The following is a 16,627-nucleotide window of genomic DNA, read 5'->3' as shown; positions in this document are numbered from 1 at the left end:
CAACCGTCGCTCGATCCGGCCCCCGGCGCCCCTTCGGCGCCGGGGGCCCGGTCATGTCCGGGGCCGGTCGCCGCTCACGACGCCGCCGAGCGGTACTTCCGTACGGACAGGGTCCGGAATATGACGATGATGAGGACCGAGTAGATCAGGGAGGCCCACACCGGGTGTTGCATCGGCCAGGCGTCCGACGGCGACACCCCCGGGTTGCCGAACAGTTCGCGGCAGGCCTGGACGGTGGCACTGAACGGGTTCCAGTCGGCCACATGCTGCAGCCAGGGCGTCATCCGGCTGGAGTCCACGAACGCGTTCGAGATGAACGTGACCGGGAAGAGCCAGATCAGTCCGCCGGAGGTGGCCGCCTCGGGCGTGCTCACGGAGAGGCCGATCAGTGCGCCGACCCAGGTGAACGCGTACCCGAGGAGAAGCAGCAGGCCGAAGGCGCCGAGCACCTCGCCGAAACTGGTGTGGGTGCGCCAGCCGACGAGCAGGGCGACCACGGCCAGCACCGCCAGGGTGAACGTCGTCTGGACCAGGTCCGCGAGCGTCCGCCCGGTCAGCACGGCTCCGCGCGCCATCGGCAGCGAGCGGAAGCGGTCGATGAGCCCCTTGTGCATGTCGTCGGCGATGCCCGCACCGGCGCCCGCGGTGGCGAAGGTGACGGTCTGCGCGAAGATGCCGGCCATCAGGAATTCGCGATAGACACCGGGGTCCGTGGTGCCGCCGATGTTCATGGAACCGCCGAAGACATAGGTGAACAGCACCACGAACATGATGGGTTGGATGAGCCCGAAAATTACCATTTCCGGAATTCGGGACATGCGAATCAAATTGCGCTTGGCGACGACCAGCGAGTCCCGGACGGACCGGGTGATCGGGTTGCCGGACGGTGCGACGCGCGCGGCTCCGGTGGTGGCACTCACCTCGCGGCCCCCGTCCTGCGGCCGCGACCCTTCGCGTCGGCGGGCCCGCCGTGCTCCTCGGTCTCGTCCTTCCTTTCGGCGAGGTGTCCCGTCAGGGAGAGGAACACGTCGTCCAGGGTGGGGCGGCGCAGCCCGATGTCGTCGATCTCGATGCCTCGGGTGTCCAGCTCGCGGATGACCTCGGCGAGGAGCTTGGCACCGCCGGCCACGGGCACGGTGAGCCTGCGCGTGTGGTCCTCGACGGTGGTCTCGCCCTTGCCGAAGCCGGTCAGCACCTCGACGGCGGCCGGGATGCGCTCGCGCTCGTGCACGACGACCTCGACGCGCTCGCCACCGGTGCGGGCCTTGAGCTGGTCGGAGGTGCCGCGGGCGATGACGCGGCCGTGGTCGACCACGGCGATGTCGTGCGCGAGGTGGTCGGCCTCCTCGAGGTACTGGGTGGTGAGCAGCAGGGTCGTGCCGCCGGAGACCAGCCGCTTGATCACCTCCCACAGCTGCTGGCGGTTGCGCGGATCGAGTCCCGTGGTCGGCTCGTCCATGAACATCACCGGCGGTGACACCACCAGCGCGGCCGCGAGGTCGAGCCGGCGGCGCATACCGCCGGAGTACGTCCTGGCGGGGCGGTCGGCGGCGTCGGCGAGGTGGAACTGCTCCAGCAGCTCGCCCGCGCGCACCTTCGCGGCCTTGGCGCGCATCTGGTACAGCTGGCCGACCATCTGCAGGTTCTCCCGGCCCGTCAGATACTCGTCGACCGCGGCGAACTGGCCGGAGAGGCCGACCGAGCGCCGTACGGCGTCGGGGTCCTTCAGCACGTCGATGCCGGCGACGACGGCCCTGCCGCTGTCGGGTCGCAGCAGGGTGGTGAGGCATCGGACGGTGGTCGTCTTGCCCGCGCCGTTCGGCCCGAGCAGGCCCAGGACGGTGCCCTCGGGGACATCGAGGTCGACGCCGTCGAGGGCTCTTACGTCACCGAAGGTCTTCACCAGGCCTTCGGCATGGATGGCGCCTGGCATGTGATTTCTCCACGTCTTCGAGGTTCCTTCGCAAAGCCTGGTTTTGCACGCTTTGCCCTGCCGCACGGGTGGCGTGGGCCACGCCGCGGGCGAGCACGAAACACACCGTAACGCGATGTATCGCGTCTCTCAATGGGCTTACCCGAACGAGTGACAAGCACGTGCCAGAGGGCCTGCCCGGCCTCAGTCGATGACGGTGTAGCCCGCCTCGCGGAGGGCGAGGTTCAGCTCGGCGCAGTGCGTCGGCCCCCTCGTCTCCAGATGCAGTTCGACCTCCACCTCCGTGAGCCCGAGCCGGGGGTCGGTCCGTACGTGGCTCACGTCCAGGACGTTGGCGTCCGCCTCCGACAACACCGCCAGCAGCGTCGCGAGGGCGCCCGGCCGGTCGGTCAGCCGGAGGCGTACCTGCAGGTAGCGGCCACTGGCGGCCATGCCGTGGCGCAGGATGCGCTGCATCAGCAGCGGGTCGACGTTGCCGCCGGAGAGCACCGCGACGACCGGGCCCTCGAAGGACTTCGGGTCGCGCAGCAGGGCGGCGACCGGGCTGGCTCCGGCCGGTTCCACGACCAGCTTGGCCCGCTCCAGGCAGAGCAGCAGGGCGCTGGAGAGGTTGTACTCCGAGACCGTACGGACCTCGTCCACCAGCTCGGCGATGATCCCGAACGGCACGTCGCCGGGCCGTCCGACCTTGATGCCGTCGGCCATCGTCGCCGGGTTCGCCACGGCCACGGGCAGCCCGGCCGCGAGCGAGGGCGGGTACGCGGCCGCGCCCTCCGCCTGGACGCCGATGACGCGCACGTCCGGCCGCAGCGACTTCACCGCGACCGCGATGCCGGCCGCGAGCCCGCCCCCGCCGATCCCGACCACGATCGTGCGCACCTCGGGGCACTGCTCCAGGATCTCCAGGCCGACCGTGCCCTGACCTGCGATGACGTCATGGTGGTCGAACGGGTGGATGAACACCGCGCCGGTCTCGGTCGCGTACTCCTGGGCAGCGGCCAGCGTCTCGTCGACCACCGTGCCGTGCAGACGCACCTCGGCGCCGTACTCCTCGGTGGCGCTGATCTTCGGCAGCGGGGCGCCCTTCGGCATGAAGACCGTGGAGCGCACACCGAGCAGCGAGGAGGCGAGGGCGACGCCCTGGGCGTGGTTCCCGGCGCTCGCGGCGACGACACCGGCGGCACGCTCCTCGGGCAGCAGGCCCGCTATACGGACGTACGCGCCGCGCAGCTTGAACGAACCCGTCCGCTGGAGGTTCTCGCACTTGAAGTGCACCGGCGCGCCGACGAGCTGCGACAAATGCCTGCTGCCCTCCATGGCGGTGACACGTGAAATGCCCGTAAGCATCTTCTGCGCGCCTCGCACGTCGTCGAGCGTCACCCGTGGAAAGGAGTCAGCCGTGCTGTAGCTCATGACCACCAGTCTCGCAGTTCACAGGGGCTGGACGCGGGTGTGACCAAGGGGCGGGACCGGGTTTCAGCGGGGCCCGTACACCCCGCGCCCGGTCCGCGTACTCTGTCCCCCAACCCAGCGCCCCACGCATGAATTGAGCCTTTGGCCATGCCCACAACACCTGAAATGTCGATGGACATGACGACTGTCGGTGACAACGGTCTTCTCGACACGCTGCAGCACGAGGTCGCGGTGTTCGCACGCCGTGCCGAACAGACCCGGCTCGGCGGCGTCGGGCAGGTGCGCAACTCCATGGACCGTGCCGCGTACCTGCTGCTCAACCGCCTCGACAAGGAAGGCCCGATGGGCGTCAAGGCGCTCGCGGCGAGCATGGGGATCGACTCCTCGACGGTCACCCGTCAGGTGGCGCCGCTCGTGGACACCGGACTCGTCAAGCGCACCTCGCATCCGGAGGACGGCCGCGCGGTGGTCCTCCAGCTGTCGCCGCGAGGGCTGTCCCGCCTTGAGGAGGTACGTTCCTCCAGGCGCCAGTTGATGGCCGAGCTCACCCAGGACTGGGACCCCGAGGAGCGCGAGGCCTTCTGCTCCCTCCTCACCCGCTTCAACACGGCGCTCTCGACCCGCATGGCGGCGGCGCCGGAGGCACCGTCACCCTCCTGACCCTTGACCGCGCCACCCCTCCTGGCCTCATATGAGACCGGGCCCTTGTCGTACGCGACGGAGGAATCCGTACGCGGCGGACCGACGGGTACACCGACGGGTACGCGGCCGGGGCCCGTTCCTCAGGGTCGGCCTCAGGCGGGAGGCGCGGTGCGAGAACGGCATGTGGCCCAAGGCGCCCGCCGGGCCCGGGAGTTCGAGGCGTTCGTCGCGGGTGCGGCGGGCCGGCTGCTGCAGACCGCCACCCTGCTCACGGCGGAGCCGCCGGACGCCAACCCGCGCGCGCGGCGGCTGCTGACCCATGCCCTCGCCCACACCTACGCCACCTGGGACCGGCTACGCGGCGAGGACCCGTACGACCGGACCCGGCAGCAGCTGGCCGTCCGTTTCGCGCGCGGGGCCTGGCACCGCCACGCCTTCTTCCGCCCCGCGCCGGGCGGCGTCCTGGGCATCCTCAGCCCCCAGGAGCGGCTGATCCTCGTCCTGCGGCTCTACGAGGGGGTCGCCGAGGAACAGACGGCCGCGCTGCTCGGGCTGCCCGTCGAACGCGTACGGGCGATCTGTCTGCGCGCGATGGCGACGGTCCTGCATCCCCCGCGCAAGGCCGTCTCCAAGAAGGTGGTGGAGGTGGCCCCGTCATGAGTCTGCGGGAGCGCGAGGCGGCCGTGCGGCGGATTCTCGACCGGAAGCCGCCCCAGGTGCCGCCCGACCTGTGCGCGGCCGCCGCGCGGCGCGGCGGCCGTATGCTGCGGCGCCGGACGGCGGCCCGCCATCTGATGTGGCTGGTGCTGCTGGCCGCCGTGGTCGCGTTCCTGGTGTGGGCGTCGATAGCCCGCCCCTGGGTGGAGCCGCCGTCGGAGACGACCCCACCGATGACGGGCTGGTGAGCGCCCCGGACCGGGCCCGGGTCCGGTCCGGGACCTAGCCCAGGGCCTGCTGGAGGTCCTCCAGGAGGTCGTCGACGTTCTCGATGCCCACGGAGAGGCGTACGAGGTCGGCGGGTACCTCCAGGGCGGAGCCGGCGACCGAGGCGTGCGTCATGCGTCCCGGGTGCTCGATCAGGGACTCGACACCGCCCAGGGACTCGCCGAGGGTGAACACCTTGGCGCGGTCGCAGACCTCGACGGCCGCCTCCTCGCCGCCGGCGACCCGGAACGACACCATGCCGCCGAACGCCTTCATCTGCTTGGCGGCGACCTCGTGCCCGGGGTGCTCGGGCAGGCCCGGGTAGTACACCTGGGACACGCGCGGGTGCCGGGTGAGCATGTCGGCGACCTTGGTGGCGTTCTCGCTGTGCCGGTCCATCCGGACGGCGAGCGTCTTGGTGCCGCGCAGCACCAGCCAGGAGTCGAAGGGCCCGGCGACCGCGCCCATCGCGTTCTGGTGGTACGCCAGTTCCTCGCCCAGCTCCTGGTCGCCGACGATCAGGGCGCCGCCGACGACGTCGGAGTGGCCGCCCATGTACTTGGTCAGCGAGTGCACGACGACGTCCGCGCCGAGCGCGAGCGGCTGCTGGAGGTAGGGGGTGGCGAAGGTGTTGTCGACGACCAGCTTCGCGCCCGCCTCGCGGGTGACCTGGGCGACGGCCGGGACGTCGGTGATGCCGAGCAGCGGGTTGGAGGGGGTCTCCACCCAGACGACCTTCGTCTTGGGCGTGATGGCGGCGCGTACGGCCGAGGGGTCGCTGGTGTCGGCCACCGACCAGTCCACGCCCCACCGGGAGACGACCTTCGCGAAGAGACGGAACGTGCCGCCGTAGGCGTCGTTGGGGATGACCACGTGGTCGCCGGGGCTGAGCAGCGTACGGAGCAGGCAGTCCTCGGCCGCCAGTCCGGACGCGAACGCGAGCCCGCGGCGGCCGCCCTCCAGGGCGGCGAGGTTCTCCTCCAGCGCGGTGCGGGTGGGGTTGGCGCTGCGGCTGTACTCGTAACCGCCGCGCAGGCCTCCGACGCCGTCCTGCTTGAAGGTCGAGACCTGGTAGATCGGCGGGACGACCGCGCCGGTGAGGGGATCCGCGGTGTTGCCCGCGTGGATCGCGAGGGTCTCGAAGTGCTGGCTGGTGTGGGTGTCGCTCATAGATGTCGAGCCTAAGCGGTCAGCGGGATTCGGGACGCCTTATGGGAAGAGGGCGGCTGTCGATCGGCGGCTGCGGGCCGGTCGTGGCCGGTCGCGCGGTTCCCCGCCCCTCTGCTGGGCGAGGACGCCGTCCGATCACTGGGCTGGGACGCCGTCCGACGGTGCGGCAGTCCCGTCCGGTGGGGTGGCAGTCCCGTCCGACGGTGCGGCAGTCCGCGGAGTTATCCACAGGTCGACGGGCGGGTTGGGCAATTGTCGGCCGCGTCTGGAACCCTTGTCGCATGGAGATTCTCTGGGTCCTGATGGCGATGCTCATGGTCGGGTTCGTGGTGTGGCCGATCGTGGCGCGTCGGCGGGCCGGCATTCAGCAGGTGGAGGCGGGGCACCCGGACGCGGCGGACCCGGCGAACTACGGGTTCGTGCGGCAGGAGCTGCTCGACGTGCGGATGCCGGGGCCCGACCAGGATCTGCTGGACGTGCTGGACGTGGTGCAGCGTTCCCAGGACTACCGGGCGGCGAAGCAGCTGCTGGCCGGTACGGAGGCGGTCGGCGAGGTCCGGTGGCAGCGGGTGCAGGCCTTCGCGGGTGCGGCGGCACTGGAGCTGGCGCAGCGGCCCGGCGGGGTGGGCGAGACGCCGGGCGGGCAGTGGCTGCGGGTGTGGCGCGCCGAGGCGCCCAAGGACGCGGGTGGCGCGGCGGTGCACGCGGAGTTCCTGGTGCAGCAGGCGTGGCGGACGTCGACACCGGGCACGGACGACTTCCGGATCATCATGGAGGAGGCCAGATCGGCGTGCGGCGACGCGGCACTGCTGGCCCCCGGTGACCCGATCCCGTACATCATCGAGCTGTCGGTGGCGCGCGGGCTGGCGTACTCCCGTGAGGAGTTCGAGCAGCTCTGGCTGAAGATCCTGGACCGGGACCCGGCGCACATGGGCGCCCACCTCGCGGCCCTGCACTACTGGTGCGAGAAGTGGCACGGCTCGCGGGAGCTGGCGTACTCCTTCGCCGAGGCGGCGGCCGCCCGCGCCCCGCAGGGGTCGCTCCTCGCGGCCATGCCGCTCTTCGCGGTCTTCGAGCACCTGCCCGAGGTGAACCTGGTGCAGGGCTTCTACGAGAGCGAGGTCGTCACCAAGGCGATCCACGGTGCCCTGTTCGCGGCGCACGCGGCGCGGCCGGACGACCCCATGCTGGCCCATGTCCGCCATCTGCTGATCTTCTTCCTGGTCCGCTCCGAGCGCTGGTCCGAGGCCATGAGCCAGCTCGTCCACGTCGACGGCCACGTAGGCGCCCTCCCCTGGACCCTCACCTCCGACCCGGCCTCGGACTACGCGATATACCGGGCCTTGGCGGTGGCGGGCTACGAGGCGAACGGCGGGAGCCCGGCGACGCTGCTGCACTGAAGCGGGCCTGAGGGCGCGCCCCCCAGTAAGCCCTTGCGACCCCGCACACCCGTGCGAAATACTCCGCCTCTCACATCTTTTGGTCATGGACACGTCCCCGGCCGTCCTATTTCACCGCTTAAATGATCGTTCGCGATCTTTCCGTGGGGGGAACTCTGCCCAATGGGCGCGACCCTGCGCGCACTGCGCGCCCTCGTGCTGCTCGCCGGCTTCTATCTGCTCGGCGTGATCCTGCTCGCGGCGCTCGCCGGCGCCGACTACCTGCTCTACCTGCACGCTCCGTCCAGCCTCGCCGCCAAGCTGTACGTGGTCTCCGTACTGCTGGCGATCCCGCTGGTCCGCGGTCTGTTCATGCTGCGGACGCCGCGGGGCGAGGAGCCGCCGGGCCTGCCGGTGATGGAGGCCGACGAGCCCGAACTGTGGCGCACCGTAAGGGAACTGGCCGACGCGGTCGGCACCCGGGCGCCCTCCCGGATCATCCTGACGGCCGACGTCAACGCCGCCGTCAGCGAGGACGCCCGGCTGCTCGGCCTGCTGCCCGGCCCGCGCCACCTCTACCTCGGCGTACCGCTGCTGCAGGGCCTGACCGAGGCACAGGTGCGCGCGATCCTCGCCCATGAGCTGGGCCACTACTCGAACGCCGACACCCGGCTCGCCGCGATCACCGTGCGCGGCCGGGCCCAGGTACTGCGCACCATCCGGCACTTCGAGGAGCGGGCCGACAAGACCGCGGGACGCGAGCGGGCCCGGCTGGAGAAGAAGAACGCCAAGGCCGTGGCCAAGGGGAAGCAGGCCAAGGAGATCGACACGACGGGCGCGGGCCTCACGTACCGCGCGATGGCGCGGATCTACACCGGCTACGCCAAGCTGTACATCCGCGCCACGCTCTCCGGTTCGCGCCGCCAGGAGTACGCCGCCGACACCGCGGCCGCCCGGATCGCCGGACGCGACGCCACGGCGTCGGCGCTGCGCGAGATCCCGGCGCTGGACGCCGCCTTCGGTTTCTACATGAACAGCTACGCCACGCTCGGCGCCGAGGCCCGGCTGCTGCCGCCGCGCGGCGAGTTCTTCGGCGGCTACGGACGGATACTCTCCGCCCGCCAGCTCGAACTGGTCGGTCTGCGCACCGAGTTGCCCACCGACCCCACCTCGCCGTACGACTCGCACCCGCCCATCGCCGACCGCGTCGCGCGGATCGAGGCGCTGCCCGCCGACGGTCGCGCCGACGAGGCCAGGGGCGCGGCACTGGGTCTGCTCGCCGACCCGGACCGAAGCCTGGCGGCGCTGGAGGACGTGGTCCTCACCGAGGACGTGCTGCGGTTCCGGCGCACCGGTGACTGGCAGGAACTGCTCGACGGTTCGATGGCCGCGAACCTCTCCTCCCTCGACACCGCGCTGCACCGGGCGCTCGCGATGTACACCAAGGACCACCCGTCCCTGCCCGCGCTGCTGAAGGTGATCGACGACGGTCAGCTGTGGCAGCTGGCGCGGCGGCTCCCCCTGTCCGACCAGGCGGCCGAGGCGCAGGGCCGGGCCTTCCGCGAGTTCGTGCGACCCGCGCTGGCGGACGCGCTGCAGGGCATGGTGCTGGCCGAGCTGAGCGCCCACTCCCGGCTGCGCTGGGAGTTCTCCTGGTCGGAGCCGGCCGCGGTGCGTCTGCCGCCCGCGCCGGACGGCACGGAGACCGACCTCGGCGCCGCGATCGACGCGGCGGTCGCCGACCACCCGGACACCGGCCCGCTGCGCATGCTGCTGCCCACTCCCCAAGGCCCCGCCGCCCGAGAAACGGACGCACCGCGATGACCGTACTGCTGTGGATACTGGCCGTCCTGGCGGTACCGACGCTGCTCTTCGGGCTCTGGATGGCCGGGGTCTTCCTCAAGGAGTTCTTCTCCCCCAGCGCCGACGTCGACCCGGACGTCGCCGAGGCGATGGGGCTGCTGCCGGCGGAGCGGCAGAACACCAAGCTCTCGGGTCCGCTCCCGGCCGGTATGGAGTCGGCGCTCGCCGCCGTGCGCGGCGGCGACTGGAAGGCGGCCGCCAAGCTGATGCAGGACACCGGCCGGGACTGGGAGCGCCGGTCCTCGGCCGCGTACGTGCTGGCCGAGATCGCGGCGCAGGAGGACGACTGGCTGCTCGCCTGGGAGGCGGACCGTCCCGACGATCCGGACGCGGCCGTCGTCCGGGCCCGCAGCACGGTGATCCTGGCCTGGGACCTGCGCGGCGGGAAGCTGGCCAAGCACACCACCGGTGAGCAGTTCGGGGGCTTCCACCGGATGCTGGAACGTTCCCGCGAGGAGATCGGCCGGGCGGCGGCGCTCAACCCCGACGACCCGACGCCGTACATCACCGAGATCTGGGTCGCCCTCGGGCTCGGCTACCCGAACTCCGAGATGGACAAGCTGTGGGCGGAGATCACCGCCCGGGCCCCGCACCACTACGAGGCCCACTTCTCGGCACTGCAGTACTGGTGTGCGAAGTGGCGGGGCTCGGAGAAGCTGGCGACGGAGTTCGCCGAGCGCGCGGCGGCTCAGGCACCGCTGGGCAGCCTGCTCACCGCGTTCCCGCTCATCGCGCACTTCGAGCACGACAAGTCGGACGACAACAGCGTCGACCGTACGCCGAGGATGATCGGCCGCGTGGACGCCGGTCTCGCGGACGCCGCCGCGGCCGACCCGACGCATCCCCGCCTGCCCGAGCTGCGGCACCTCCTCGCCTACTACCTCTCCCTCCAGGACCGCGACGACGCCGCGCTCGAACAGTTCAAGCTGGTCGACGGGTACGTCAACGCCCTGCCGTGGCGCTACCAGGGGGACGGCGAGGCGATGGCCGCGTTCTACTGCCGTATCCGGAACGCGTCGGCCCAGGCGGTGGCGGCGGCGTCCGCGACGGCCTGAGCGGGACGTACTGAGCTGGACGGGCTGAGCTGGACGGGCTGAGCGGCGAGAACGCGCTACGCATTGCGGGCGGTACCTGGAACGTTGCACAGGTACCGCCCGCTGACATCGAGCCGAGCCGCCGTTCGGCGTGCCCGACCGCCACACCCTGCTCGGCACCCAGGTGCTCGGCCCCTACCCCGAGCACCTGGAGACCGCCGACTTCGGCCTCGGCCGCTTCTGGGGCGCCGCTCCGCCGTCCACACCCACACCCCGGCCCAGGCCGCCACGGCCGAAGCCTCCCGCGAGGCCTGGTCAGCCCTCCGTGCGGGCGGGCAACCGCCATCCCGGGCGCGGGAAGTGGCAGGTGTAGCCGTCCGGGTAGCGCTGCAGGTAGTCCTGATGCTCGGGCTCGGCCTCCCAGAAGGGGCCGACCGGCTCCACCTCGGTGACGACCTTGCCCGGCCACAGGCCGGAGGCGTCCACATCCGCGATCGTGTCCTCAGCGATCCGCTTCTGCTCGTCGTCCACGTAGTAGATCGCCGAGCGGTAGCTGAGGCCGATGTCATTGCCCTGGCGGTTCTTGGTGCTCGGGTCGTGGATCTGGAAGAAGAACTCCAAGATCGCGCGGAAGTCGGTTCCCTCAGGGTCGAAAAGGATCTCAATGGCCTCCGCGTGCGTGCCATGGTGACGATACGTCGCGTTCGGCACGTCACCCCCGGTGTATCCGACCCGGGTCGCCATCACTCCCGGGAGCCGGCGGATCAGGTCCTGCATTCCCCAGAAGCATCCGCCCGCCAGCACGGCCCTCTGCGTCTGCGCAGCCATTGCGGCCCTCCCATACGTGTCAGCTCGGTGACTCGGTGTACTCGGCTCGCACACCACCGCCATCCGATGCCCACCGTCCTCAACGCACGAGGGCTCCAAGCGATTCCGGGCCCGCCCAGCCAGCGCTGCGGTCGCCGACAACCAACCACCGCGAGGAGCACGCCGACTGTGCCCACCCCGCCGGCGCCCTTGCTGCAAAGCTCTCCGAGACGGCATGAGATCGGGGCACTGGCGGCAGAGGGAGACGTACAGGCCGCCCGCGTCCCACGTCGGTCGTGTCGTTCCCGGTTCGTGCTCGTCCAGCGGGTGCCAACGTCCGTAGGCCGGCTCTTCGGCCCGGCCGGGTTACCTGACGGTGAAGTCTGCCGCCTCGGTGTCCAGGGTCGTGGTGCCGTCCTGGGCGGTGGCCAGGACAGCGACGTGCCAGGCACCGCGCGGGGAGGACTCAGCGTCGGAACCTGTGACCTTGACGCGGTACGTGCAGTGCACGGTGTCCTTTCCGGAGGGCTTGCAGACGGCCGAGTCCGCGTCGGCCATGTCCTTGGCGGTCAGCTCGTTCTTGGCGAAGGACGACTGCTGCGGCCATGCCAGCACCTTCACGCTCTTGACACCGGAGGAAGCCGTGACGTCGGTGTCGAAGGTGAACGAGCCGTCGCGGTCGCCGTCGGGAGCGGTGTAGCGGGCGGTGCTGTGCGCCAGCGCCAACGGCTGGTCCCCGGCGTAGGCAAGAGTGAGGGCACCGGCGCCACCGAGGACAACGACACCGGCGGCCACGGACAGAGCAGTACGTCGGGACATGAGAATCTCCGTAAGCGTCTGAGCTGGATCGGGTCGGCGCTTCTCGACTGCGCCGCTTCACCGATACTCGCCGCGCAGGGGCCTGCCGGACATGAGCGCGCCTACTCAACTCAGTCTGAGTAGGCCCGTGTTGCCGCCCACGGGGCGCATGGCAGCACAGGCTCGCCGGCACGGGCGTGGCCTGTCCGATCGGCGTGGCGAAGGCCGAAGGCTAACCTCACGGGGTGGGCTTCGGAACAGACGCACGCGGAGTGCGCGACGAGCGGTTGCCGCTCGCCCGACGGCACAGGGCATTGCGAGGTGCCGTCGGACAGTACTGCCCGCTCGGATTCAACGCCACGTGGGCCTACCTGGCCGCCACCGCCTGCCCCGCTCCTGATCTGCGCAGGGACCCGGCAGCCCTGCTGCGGGCGCTGGACACGTTGGAGGAGAGCCGAGCGGCCCACCTTGCCGAGGTGGACGCCTTCACCGCGCGCCGGCACCTGGAGAAGGCGGCCGGCAGACGGACTCCGCGGGCCTCGGACGCTGCCGCCTTACGCGGACCTCGCTGGCCGAGTTCGACGGCACCCTCCCGACCGGGGCTGGTCGCCGCCGTCGCGAACCGTCACGCGGCCTTCCGAGCATTCCCGTTCCCGGACGAGACGCTCTCCTCCGACCCCCGGGTACGACGACTCGCCGACCTGCACGCCCGGCTCGACGCCGCCGCCTCCGCCTACCTCGAAGACCTCGGCCGCCTCGACCGCCTCGACCGCCCGGCGACGGAGGAACTGGCCGACACCGTCCACGGCATCAGCAGCCTCACCCGGCCGGGCTACGCACCCTTGAACGTGCATCTGCTTCCGTGGCTGCGCTTTGCCCGCCTCCTCGCATACGCATACGCATACGCGGACGCGTACACAGACACAGACACAGACACAGACACATACGCCGCGTCCGGCTGGCCTGGCGGGACGACGACCTGGGCCACCCTGAAGCCCGGTGTGCGCGGGATCAGTGGCCACCCCCCTCCGGCTCGAACCCCGCCAGCATCCGTTCCAGTGCCGCCTGGTCCGGGCCCGTGAAGGGTGGGGCGTCGGGGGCGGTGGTGAGGGTGTCGAGGAGGGAGCCGGTGATGCCGGCGGCCGGGGGGAGGTGGGTGGACAGGACGAGGTCGGGCTTGCGGTCCTTGAGGGGCTGGAAGGTCGCCAGGTATTTGTCCATGTCGACCGTCCGCACCCAAGGGCTGTCCACCGTGGCCCAGAGGAGCTGGGCGGTGCGCAGGTCGTCGACGGCGATGCCGCGGACGTCGTCGGCCTGGGCGAGGTCGGCCGTGGGCAGGGGCGCGCCGAAGCAGTCGGAGCTGAAACAGACGCCGGACTGGTCGTCGAAGAGGCCGACCGTGGCGGGGTTGTCGAACAGGGGCGGGCGGAAGCCGGTGAGGGTGCGGTCGCCCACGTCCATCGTCTCGCCGGGGTTCAGGAGATAGCAGCGGTCCAGGGGCAGCGGGCGTTCGCAGGAGAGGATCCCCGCGCCGATGAAGGTCGTCACGACGCGTGCCTCGGGCGCCGCCGCCAGCAGGTCGAAGATGCCGCCCGTGTGGTCGCGGTCGGGGTGGGTGAGCCAGATCCAGCGGACGTCCGCCGGGTCCAGCACCGCGCTGAGTGTCTCGACGAAGTTCCGGTCGGGCAGGCCGAGGCCGGTGTCGACCACGACCGGCTGGGCGGCCAGCAGGACGAAGGCGTTCACCGGGAGGTGCCCGAGCCCCGGGACCTCCAGGCTGTCGGCGAGAACGCTGATGTCCGGGCGGACCCTGTGGACCGTACCCGGTCGGACCTTTTGAAGGGGCATATCGCTCACACCTCTGAAACCGTTCCTAGGGACTGAGCGGGGGTGAGTCCGTTCGGCCGCGCGCCCCGAACGGTCTTGGGCGAGCTGGTCCCCGGCGTACTCGACCCGGGGGGCGGCGACACGCATCCTGTGCGTGGTCCGGGCCCCGGAGGCCGGTTCCCTGCGCGACCTGGCCCATTGGGGTACGGCCAGAGGCGACGGGGAGGCCCTGAACCATCACTCCGGTGGAGCAGGGGCCCCGCACGCCGACGCCGTACCCGGTGTCCCAGGTCACACAACCACGTTAGCCCGATCAGCCCAGAGCACCGCAAGCTCACAAGTGGACGATCACAGGATCGAGCTAATTCGGCCCTGTGCGCACTCCTTGGTGAGCAGCTACCAACCCCCCGGGTGGTGATCGCGCCGCGACCGCCTGCCTCTCCCTCCTCCATCGTCCGGCCGTCCCGGCGCCCCCGCATCCGGGGCGGCGGGACCCCGAGTTCTCCGGCACACGCCGTACTGCGGACGACTGCGGCACGCCGACCAGGTCCGATCCGCGTCCTCGGCTACCAGAACACCGCCACGAACCTCGCCGACGGCCCGAACGCCATGCTCCTGCACCTGCCGACGCACCGCTTCGACAACGCGCGGGCGGCACAGGCGAAGCCGCCGCTCATGAGGTACCCGCCGCCCGAACCCGACCTGCTCACCTGTTCACCTGCTCACGCTGCCCGCGCTCGACTGCCACACCGGCGGCTGCCCGACCTCGACTCCCCCGTCCCCGTGGACCATTGGGTGATCCTCGGCACCGACGAGGCCCCGGCCGGCTGGGGCGCACCGGTCGCGTACGACCCCGCCATGCGCCACGGCCTGCGCGACTACCTCCCCGACACGGTCATCGGGTGGCACTTCGACGGCACCCTCCCCAACGGCGACTTCGCGATCAGCCACACCGACCTGCTGAGCGGCGACCCGGAGCGCGTGGCCAGGGTCCGGCCCCAGCCGTAGCCCGTGCTCAGCCCCCGCTCCCGTACGGCCTGGTGATGATCTCCAGGTTGTGGCCGTTCGGGTCGTCGAAGTAGGTGCCGCGGCCGCCGTCGTTGGTGTTGATCTCCATGGTCCGGCGGTGGTACGGATCGGCCCAGTAGGTGAGGCCGGCCGCTCTGACGCGGGCGAGGATCTCGTCGAACTCGTCCTCCGTGACCAGGAAGGCGTAGTGCTGGGGCGTGATGGGGCCGGGGGAGTCCAGGTAGTCGAGGGTCACGCCGTTGGGGATCTCGACCGGGACGAACGGGCCGTACCGCGGACCCACCTCCAGCCCCAGGATGTCGGCCAGGAAACGGGCCGACGCCTGCTTGTCGTGTGCGGCGACGATCGTGTGGTTCAGCGCTACGGGCATCGCGGACACCTCCCCTTCCGACTTCCCCTTACGTCTTCCCCTTCCGACTTCCCCTTACGTCTGTTTGTGCCCCCACTGGAGATTCCGGTGGGGGCACCGACATCGTTGGTCGGGGGGCCGTATGTGTTGTGGTTGCTGGGGTGTGCCCGTGGCGAGCGCTGATTTCCTCGCCCCCGCCGCCCCTACCCGTCCCTTCCCCAGGGGCTGCGCCCCTTCGCCCCCCGTCTGCGGGTCCGGTGGGGGTTGCTCGCGCAGTTCCCCGCGCCCCTTGCAGGGCCTGCGGCCCTTTAGGGGCGCGGGGGGAACCGCGCGACAAGCCCCCACTCACCCGCGGACAACCACCCCGGCCTCGTCAGATCGTCGACGTGTCGATCACGAACCGGTAGCGGACGTCGCTCGCCAGCACCCGCTCGTACGCCTCGTTGATCTGGTCCGCGCGGATCAGTTCGATCTCGGCGCCGAGGCCGTGCTCGGCGCAGAAGTCGAGCATCTCCTGGGTCTCCCGGATGCCACCGATGCCGGACCCGGCGAGGGTCTTGCGGCCGGCGATCACCGAGAAGAGGTTGAGGGCGACGGGCTCCTCGGGGGCGCCGACGTTCACGAAGGCGCCGTCGGTCTTCAGCAGCGAGAGGTAGGCGTCGAGCTTCAGCGGGGCCGAGACCGTCGACACGATGAGGTCGAAGGTGCCCGCGAGCTCCTTGAAGGTCGCCTCGTCGCTGGTCGCGTAGTAGTGGTCGGCGCCCAGCTTGAAGCCGTCCTCCTGCTTGCGGAGGGACTGCGACAGGACGGTCACCTCGGCACCCAGCGCGTGCGCGATCTTGACGCCCATGTGGCCGAGGCCGCCGAGACCGACGACGGCGACCTTCTTGCCGGGGCCGGCGTTCCAGTGCCTGAGCGGGGAGTACAGGGTGATGCCCGCGCACAGCAGGGGCGCGGCCTCGTCGAGGGCGATGCCGTCGGGGATGCGTACGGTGAAGGCCTCGTCGACGACGATCTTCTCCGCGTAGCCGCCGTAGGTGGGCTCGCCGTCCTTGCCGATGGCGTTGTACGTGCCGACGTTGCCCTTGAGGCAGTACTGCTCCAGCCCCGCCTCGCAGTTCTCGCACTCACGGCAGGAGTCGACCATGCAGCCGACACCCACCTTGTCGCCGACGGCGAACTTGGTGACGCCGGAACCGACGGCCTCGACGACACCGGCGATCTCGTGCCCCGGAACCATCGGGAAGATGGCTTCGCCCCAGCCCTCACGGGCCTGGTGGATGTCCGAGTGACAGATACCGGCGTACTTGATGTCGATCAGAACGTCGAACTCACCGACTTCGCGGCGCTCGATGGTGGTGCGCTCCAGCGGAGCCTTGGCGGCGGGCGCCGCATAGGCGGCAACAGTGGTGGTCATGCCGGGATTCTCCTGATCGTCGTCCCGCATCCGGCCTGCCTT

17 protein-coding genes and 1 pseudogene are annotated in these 16,627 nt (G+C 70.9%); 9 read left to right on the top strand and 9 right to left on the bottom strand.

Annotation, left to right across the window (positions count from 1 at the left end; all coding sequences use genetic code 11):
• Positions 1 to 74: 74 nt before the first annotated feature.
• The 3 genes from OG202_RS31270 to ilvA all read right to left on the bottom strand — a co-directional run bounded on the left by OG202_RS31270 (position 75) and on the right by ilvA (position 3,346).
• Positions 75 to 920, bottom strand: coding sequence for an ABC transporter permease (locus tag OG202_RS31270; protein WP_327728031.1), 846 nt, complete (start codon positions 918 to 920; stop codon positions 75 to 77).
• A complete protein-coding gene (locus OG202_RS31265; RefSeq protein ID WP_326578155.1) occupies positions 917 to 1,933 on the bottom strand; it encodes an ATP-binding cassette domain-containing protein in 1,017 nt (338 codons plus the stop codon). The genes OG202_RS31270 and OG202_RS31265 overlap by 4 nt, the downstream gene beginning before the upstream one ends.
• A gap of 183 nt (positions 1,934 to 2,116) precedes the next feature.
• Positions 2,117 to 3,346, bottom strand: a complete 1,230-nt coding sequence (gene ilvA, locus OG202_RS31260; RefSeq protein ID WP_326578158.1) for a threonine ammonia-lyase — start codon at positions 3,344 to 3,346, stop codon at positions 2,117 to 2,119.
• 165 nt (positions 3,347 to 3,511) lie between these two features.
• Here ilvA and OG202_RS31255 point away from each other — a divergent pair, with 165 nt between their 5' ends.
• From OG202_RS31255 to OG202_RS31245, 3 genes are all read left to right on the top strand, one after another.
• Positions 3,512 to 4,006, top strand: a complete 495-nt coding sequence (locus OG202_RS31255) for a MarR family winged helix-turn-helix transcriptional regulator (protein WP_326585643.1) — start codon at positions 3,512 to 3,514, stop codon at positions 4,004 to 4,006.
• 150 nt (positions 4,007 to 4,156) lie between these two features.
• On the top strand, positions 4,157 to 4,648 hold the full coding sequence (locus OG202_RS31250) for a sigma factor-like helix-turn-helix DNA-binding protein (protein WP_327728032.1): 492 nt from the start codon (positions 4,157 to 4,159) through the stop codon (positions 4,646 to 4,648).
• Complete coding sequence (locus OG202_RS31245; RefSeq protein WP_327728033.1) at positions 4,645 to 4,893, top strand: hypothetical protein; 249 nt, start codon at positions 4,645 to 4,647, stop codon at positions 4,891 to 4,893. Before OG202_RS31250 ends, OG202_RS31245 begins: the two co-directional genes overlap by 4 nt.
• A gap of 34 nt (positions 4,894 to 4,927) precedes the next feature.
• Here the strand turns inward: OG202_RS31245 and OG202_RS31240 are convergent, their stop codons facing one another.
• On the bottom strand, positions 4,928 to 6,082 hold the full coding sequence (locus OG202_RS31240; RefSeq protein WP_326578164.1) for a cystathionine gamma-synthase: 1,155 nt from the start codon (positions 6,080 to 6,082) through the stop codon (positions 4,928 to 4,930).
• Positions 6,083 to 6,363: 281 nt separating this feature from the next.
• Here OG202_RS31240 and OG202_RS31235 point away from each other — a divergent pair, with 281 nt between their 5' ends.
• The 4 genes and pseudogenes from OG202_RS31235 to OG202_RS31220 form a co-directional block, all read left to right on the top strand.
• Positions 6,364 to 7,482, top strand: a complete 1,119-nt coding sequence (locus OG202_RS31235; RefSeq protein WP_326578166.1) for a hypothetical protein — start codon at positions 6,364 to 6,366, stop codon at positions 7,480 to 7,482.
• 162 nt (positions 7,483 to 7,644) lie between these two features.
• On the top strand, positions 7,645 to 9,285 hold the full coding sequence (locus OG202_RS31230; protein WP_328223932.1) for a M48 family metallopeptidase: 1,641 nt from the start codon (positions 7,645 to 7,647) through the stop codon (positions 9,283 to 9,285).
• Positions 9,282 to 10,379: a hypothetical protein gene (locus tag OG202_RS31225; RefSeq protein ID WP_328223931.1), complete on the top strand. Its 1,098-nt coding sequence runs from the start codon at positions 9,282 to 9,284 to the stop codon at positions 10,377 to 10,379. Before OG202_RS31230 ends, OG202_RS31225 begins: the two co-directional genes overlap by 4 nt.
• A 109-nt stretch (positions 10,380 to 10,488) precedes the next feature.
• Positions 10,489 to 10,608: pseudogene (locus OG202_RS31220) on the top strand (peptide-methionine (S)-S-oxide reductase MsrA); the annotation flags it as partial.
• Positions 10,609 to 10,673: 65 nt separating this feature from the next.
• Here the strand turns inward: OG202_RS31220 and msrA are convergent.
• A complete protein-coding gene (gene msrA, locus OG202_RS31215) occupies positions 10,674 to 11,186 on the bottom strand; it encodes a peptide-methionine (S)-S-oxide reductase MsrA (protein WP_327728036.1) in 513 nt (170 codons plus the stop codon).
• A 345-nt stretch (positions 11,187 to 11,531) separates the two neighbouring features.
• The gene (locus OG202_RS31210; protein WP_327728037.1) at positions 11,532 to 11,984 is read right to left on the bottom strand and encodes a DUF5707 domain-containing protein; all 453 of its coding nucleotides are present in this window, start codon (positions 11,982 to 11,984) and stop codon (positions 11,532 to 11,534) included.
• 224 nt (positions 11,985 to 12,208) lie between these two features.
• Here OG202_RS31210 and OG202_RS31205 point away from each other — a divergent pair, with 224 nt between their 5' ends.
• Entirely contained in the window at positions 12,209 to 13,045 is an 837-nt protein-coding gene (locus OG202_RS31205) for a hypothetical protein (protein WP_327728038.1), read from the top strand.
• Here the strand turns inward: OG202_RS31205 and OG202_RS31200 are convergent.
• Positions 12,975 to 13,811 (bottom strand): MBL fold metallo-hydrolase, encoded by an 837-nt coding sequence (locus tag OG202_RS31200; RefSeq protein ID WP_326578177.1) that lies wholly within the window; start codon positions 13,809 to 13,811, stop codon positions 12,975 to 12,977. The two genes, OG202_RS31205 and OG202_RS31200, sit on opposite strands and share 71 nt — an antisense overlap.
• Before the next feature lie 390 nt (positions 13,812 to 14,201).
• Here OG202_RS31200 and OG202_RS31195 point away from each other — a divergent pair, with 390 nt between their 5' ends.
• Positions 14,202 to 14,798: a hypothetical protein gene (locus tag OG202_RS31195; protein ID WP_327728039.1), complete on the top strand. Its 597-nt coding sequence runs from the start codon at positions 14,202 to 14,204 to the stop codon at positions 14,796 to 14,798.
• Between the two features lie 7 nt (positions 14,799 to 14,805).
• Here OG202_RS31195 and OG202_RS31190 read toward each other — a convergent pair whose 3' ends face one another.
• On the bottom strand, positions 14,806 to 15,189 hold the full coding sequence (locus tag OG202_RS31190) for a VOC family protein (RefSeq protein WP_326578183.1): 384 nt from the start codon (positions 15,187 to 15,189) through the stop codon (positions 14,806 to 14,808).
• A 352-nt stretch (positions 15,190 to 15,541) separates the two neighbouring features.
• On the bottom strand, positions 15,542 to 16,585 hold the full coding sequence (locus OG202_RS31185; RefSeq protein WP_326578185.1) for an NAD(P)-dependent alcohol dehydrogenase: 1,044 nt from the start codon (positions 16,583 to 16,585) through the stop codon (positions 15,542 to 15,544).
• Positions 16,586 to 16,627: the final 42 nt, after the last annotated feature.

The organism is Streptomyces sp. NBC_00310, assembly GCF_036208085.1.
Lineage (GTDB): Bacteria > Actinomycetota > Actinomycetes > Streptomycetales > Streptomycetaceae > Streptomyces.
This window is presented reverse-complemented; position numbering and strand designations above follow the sequence as displayed.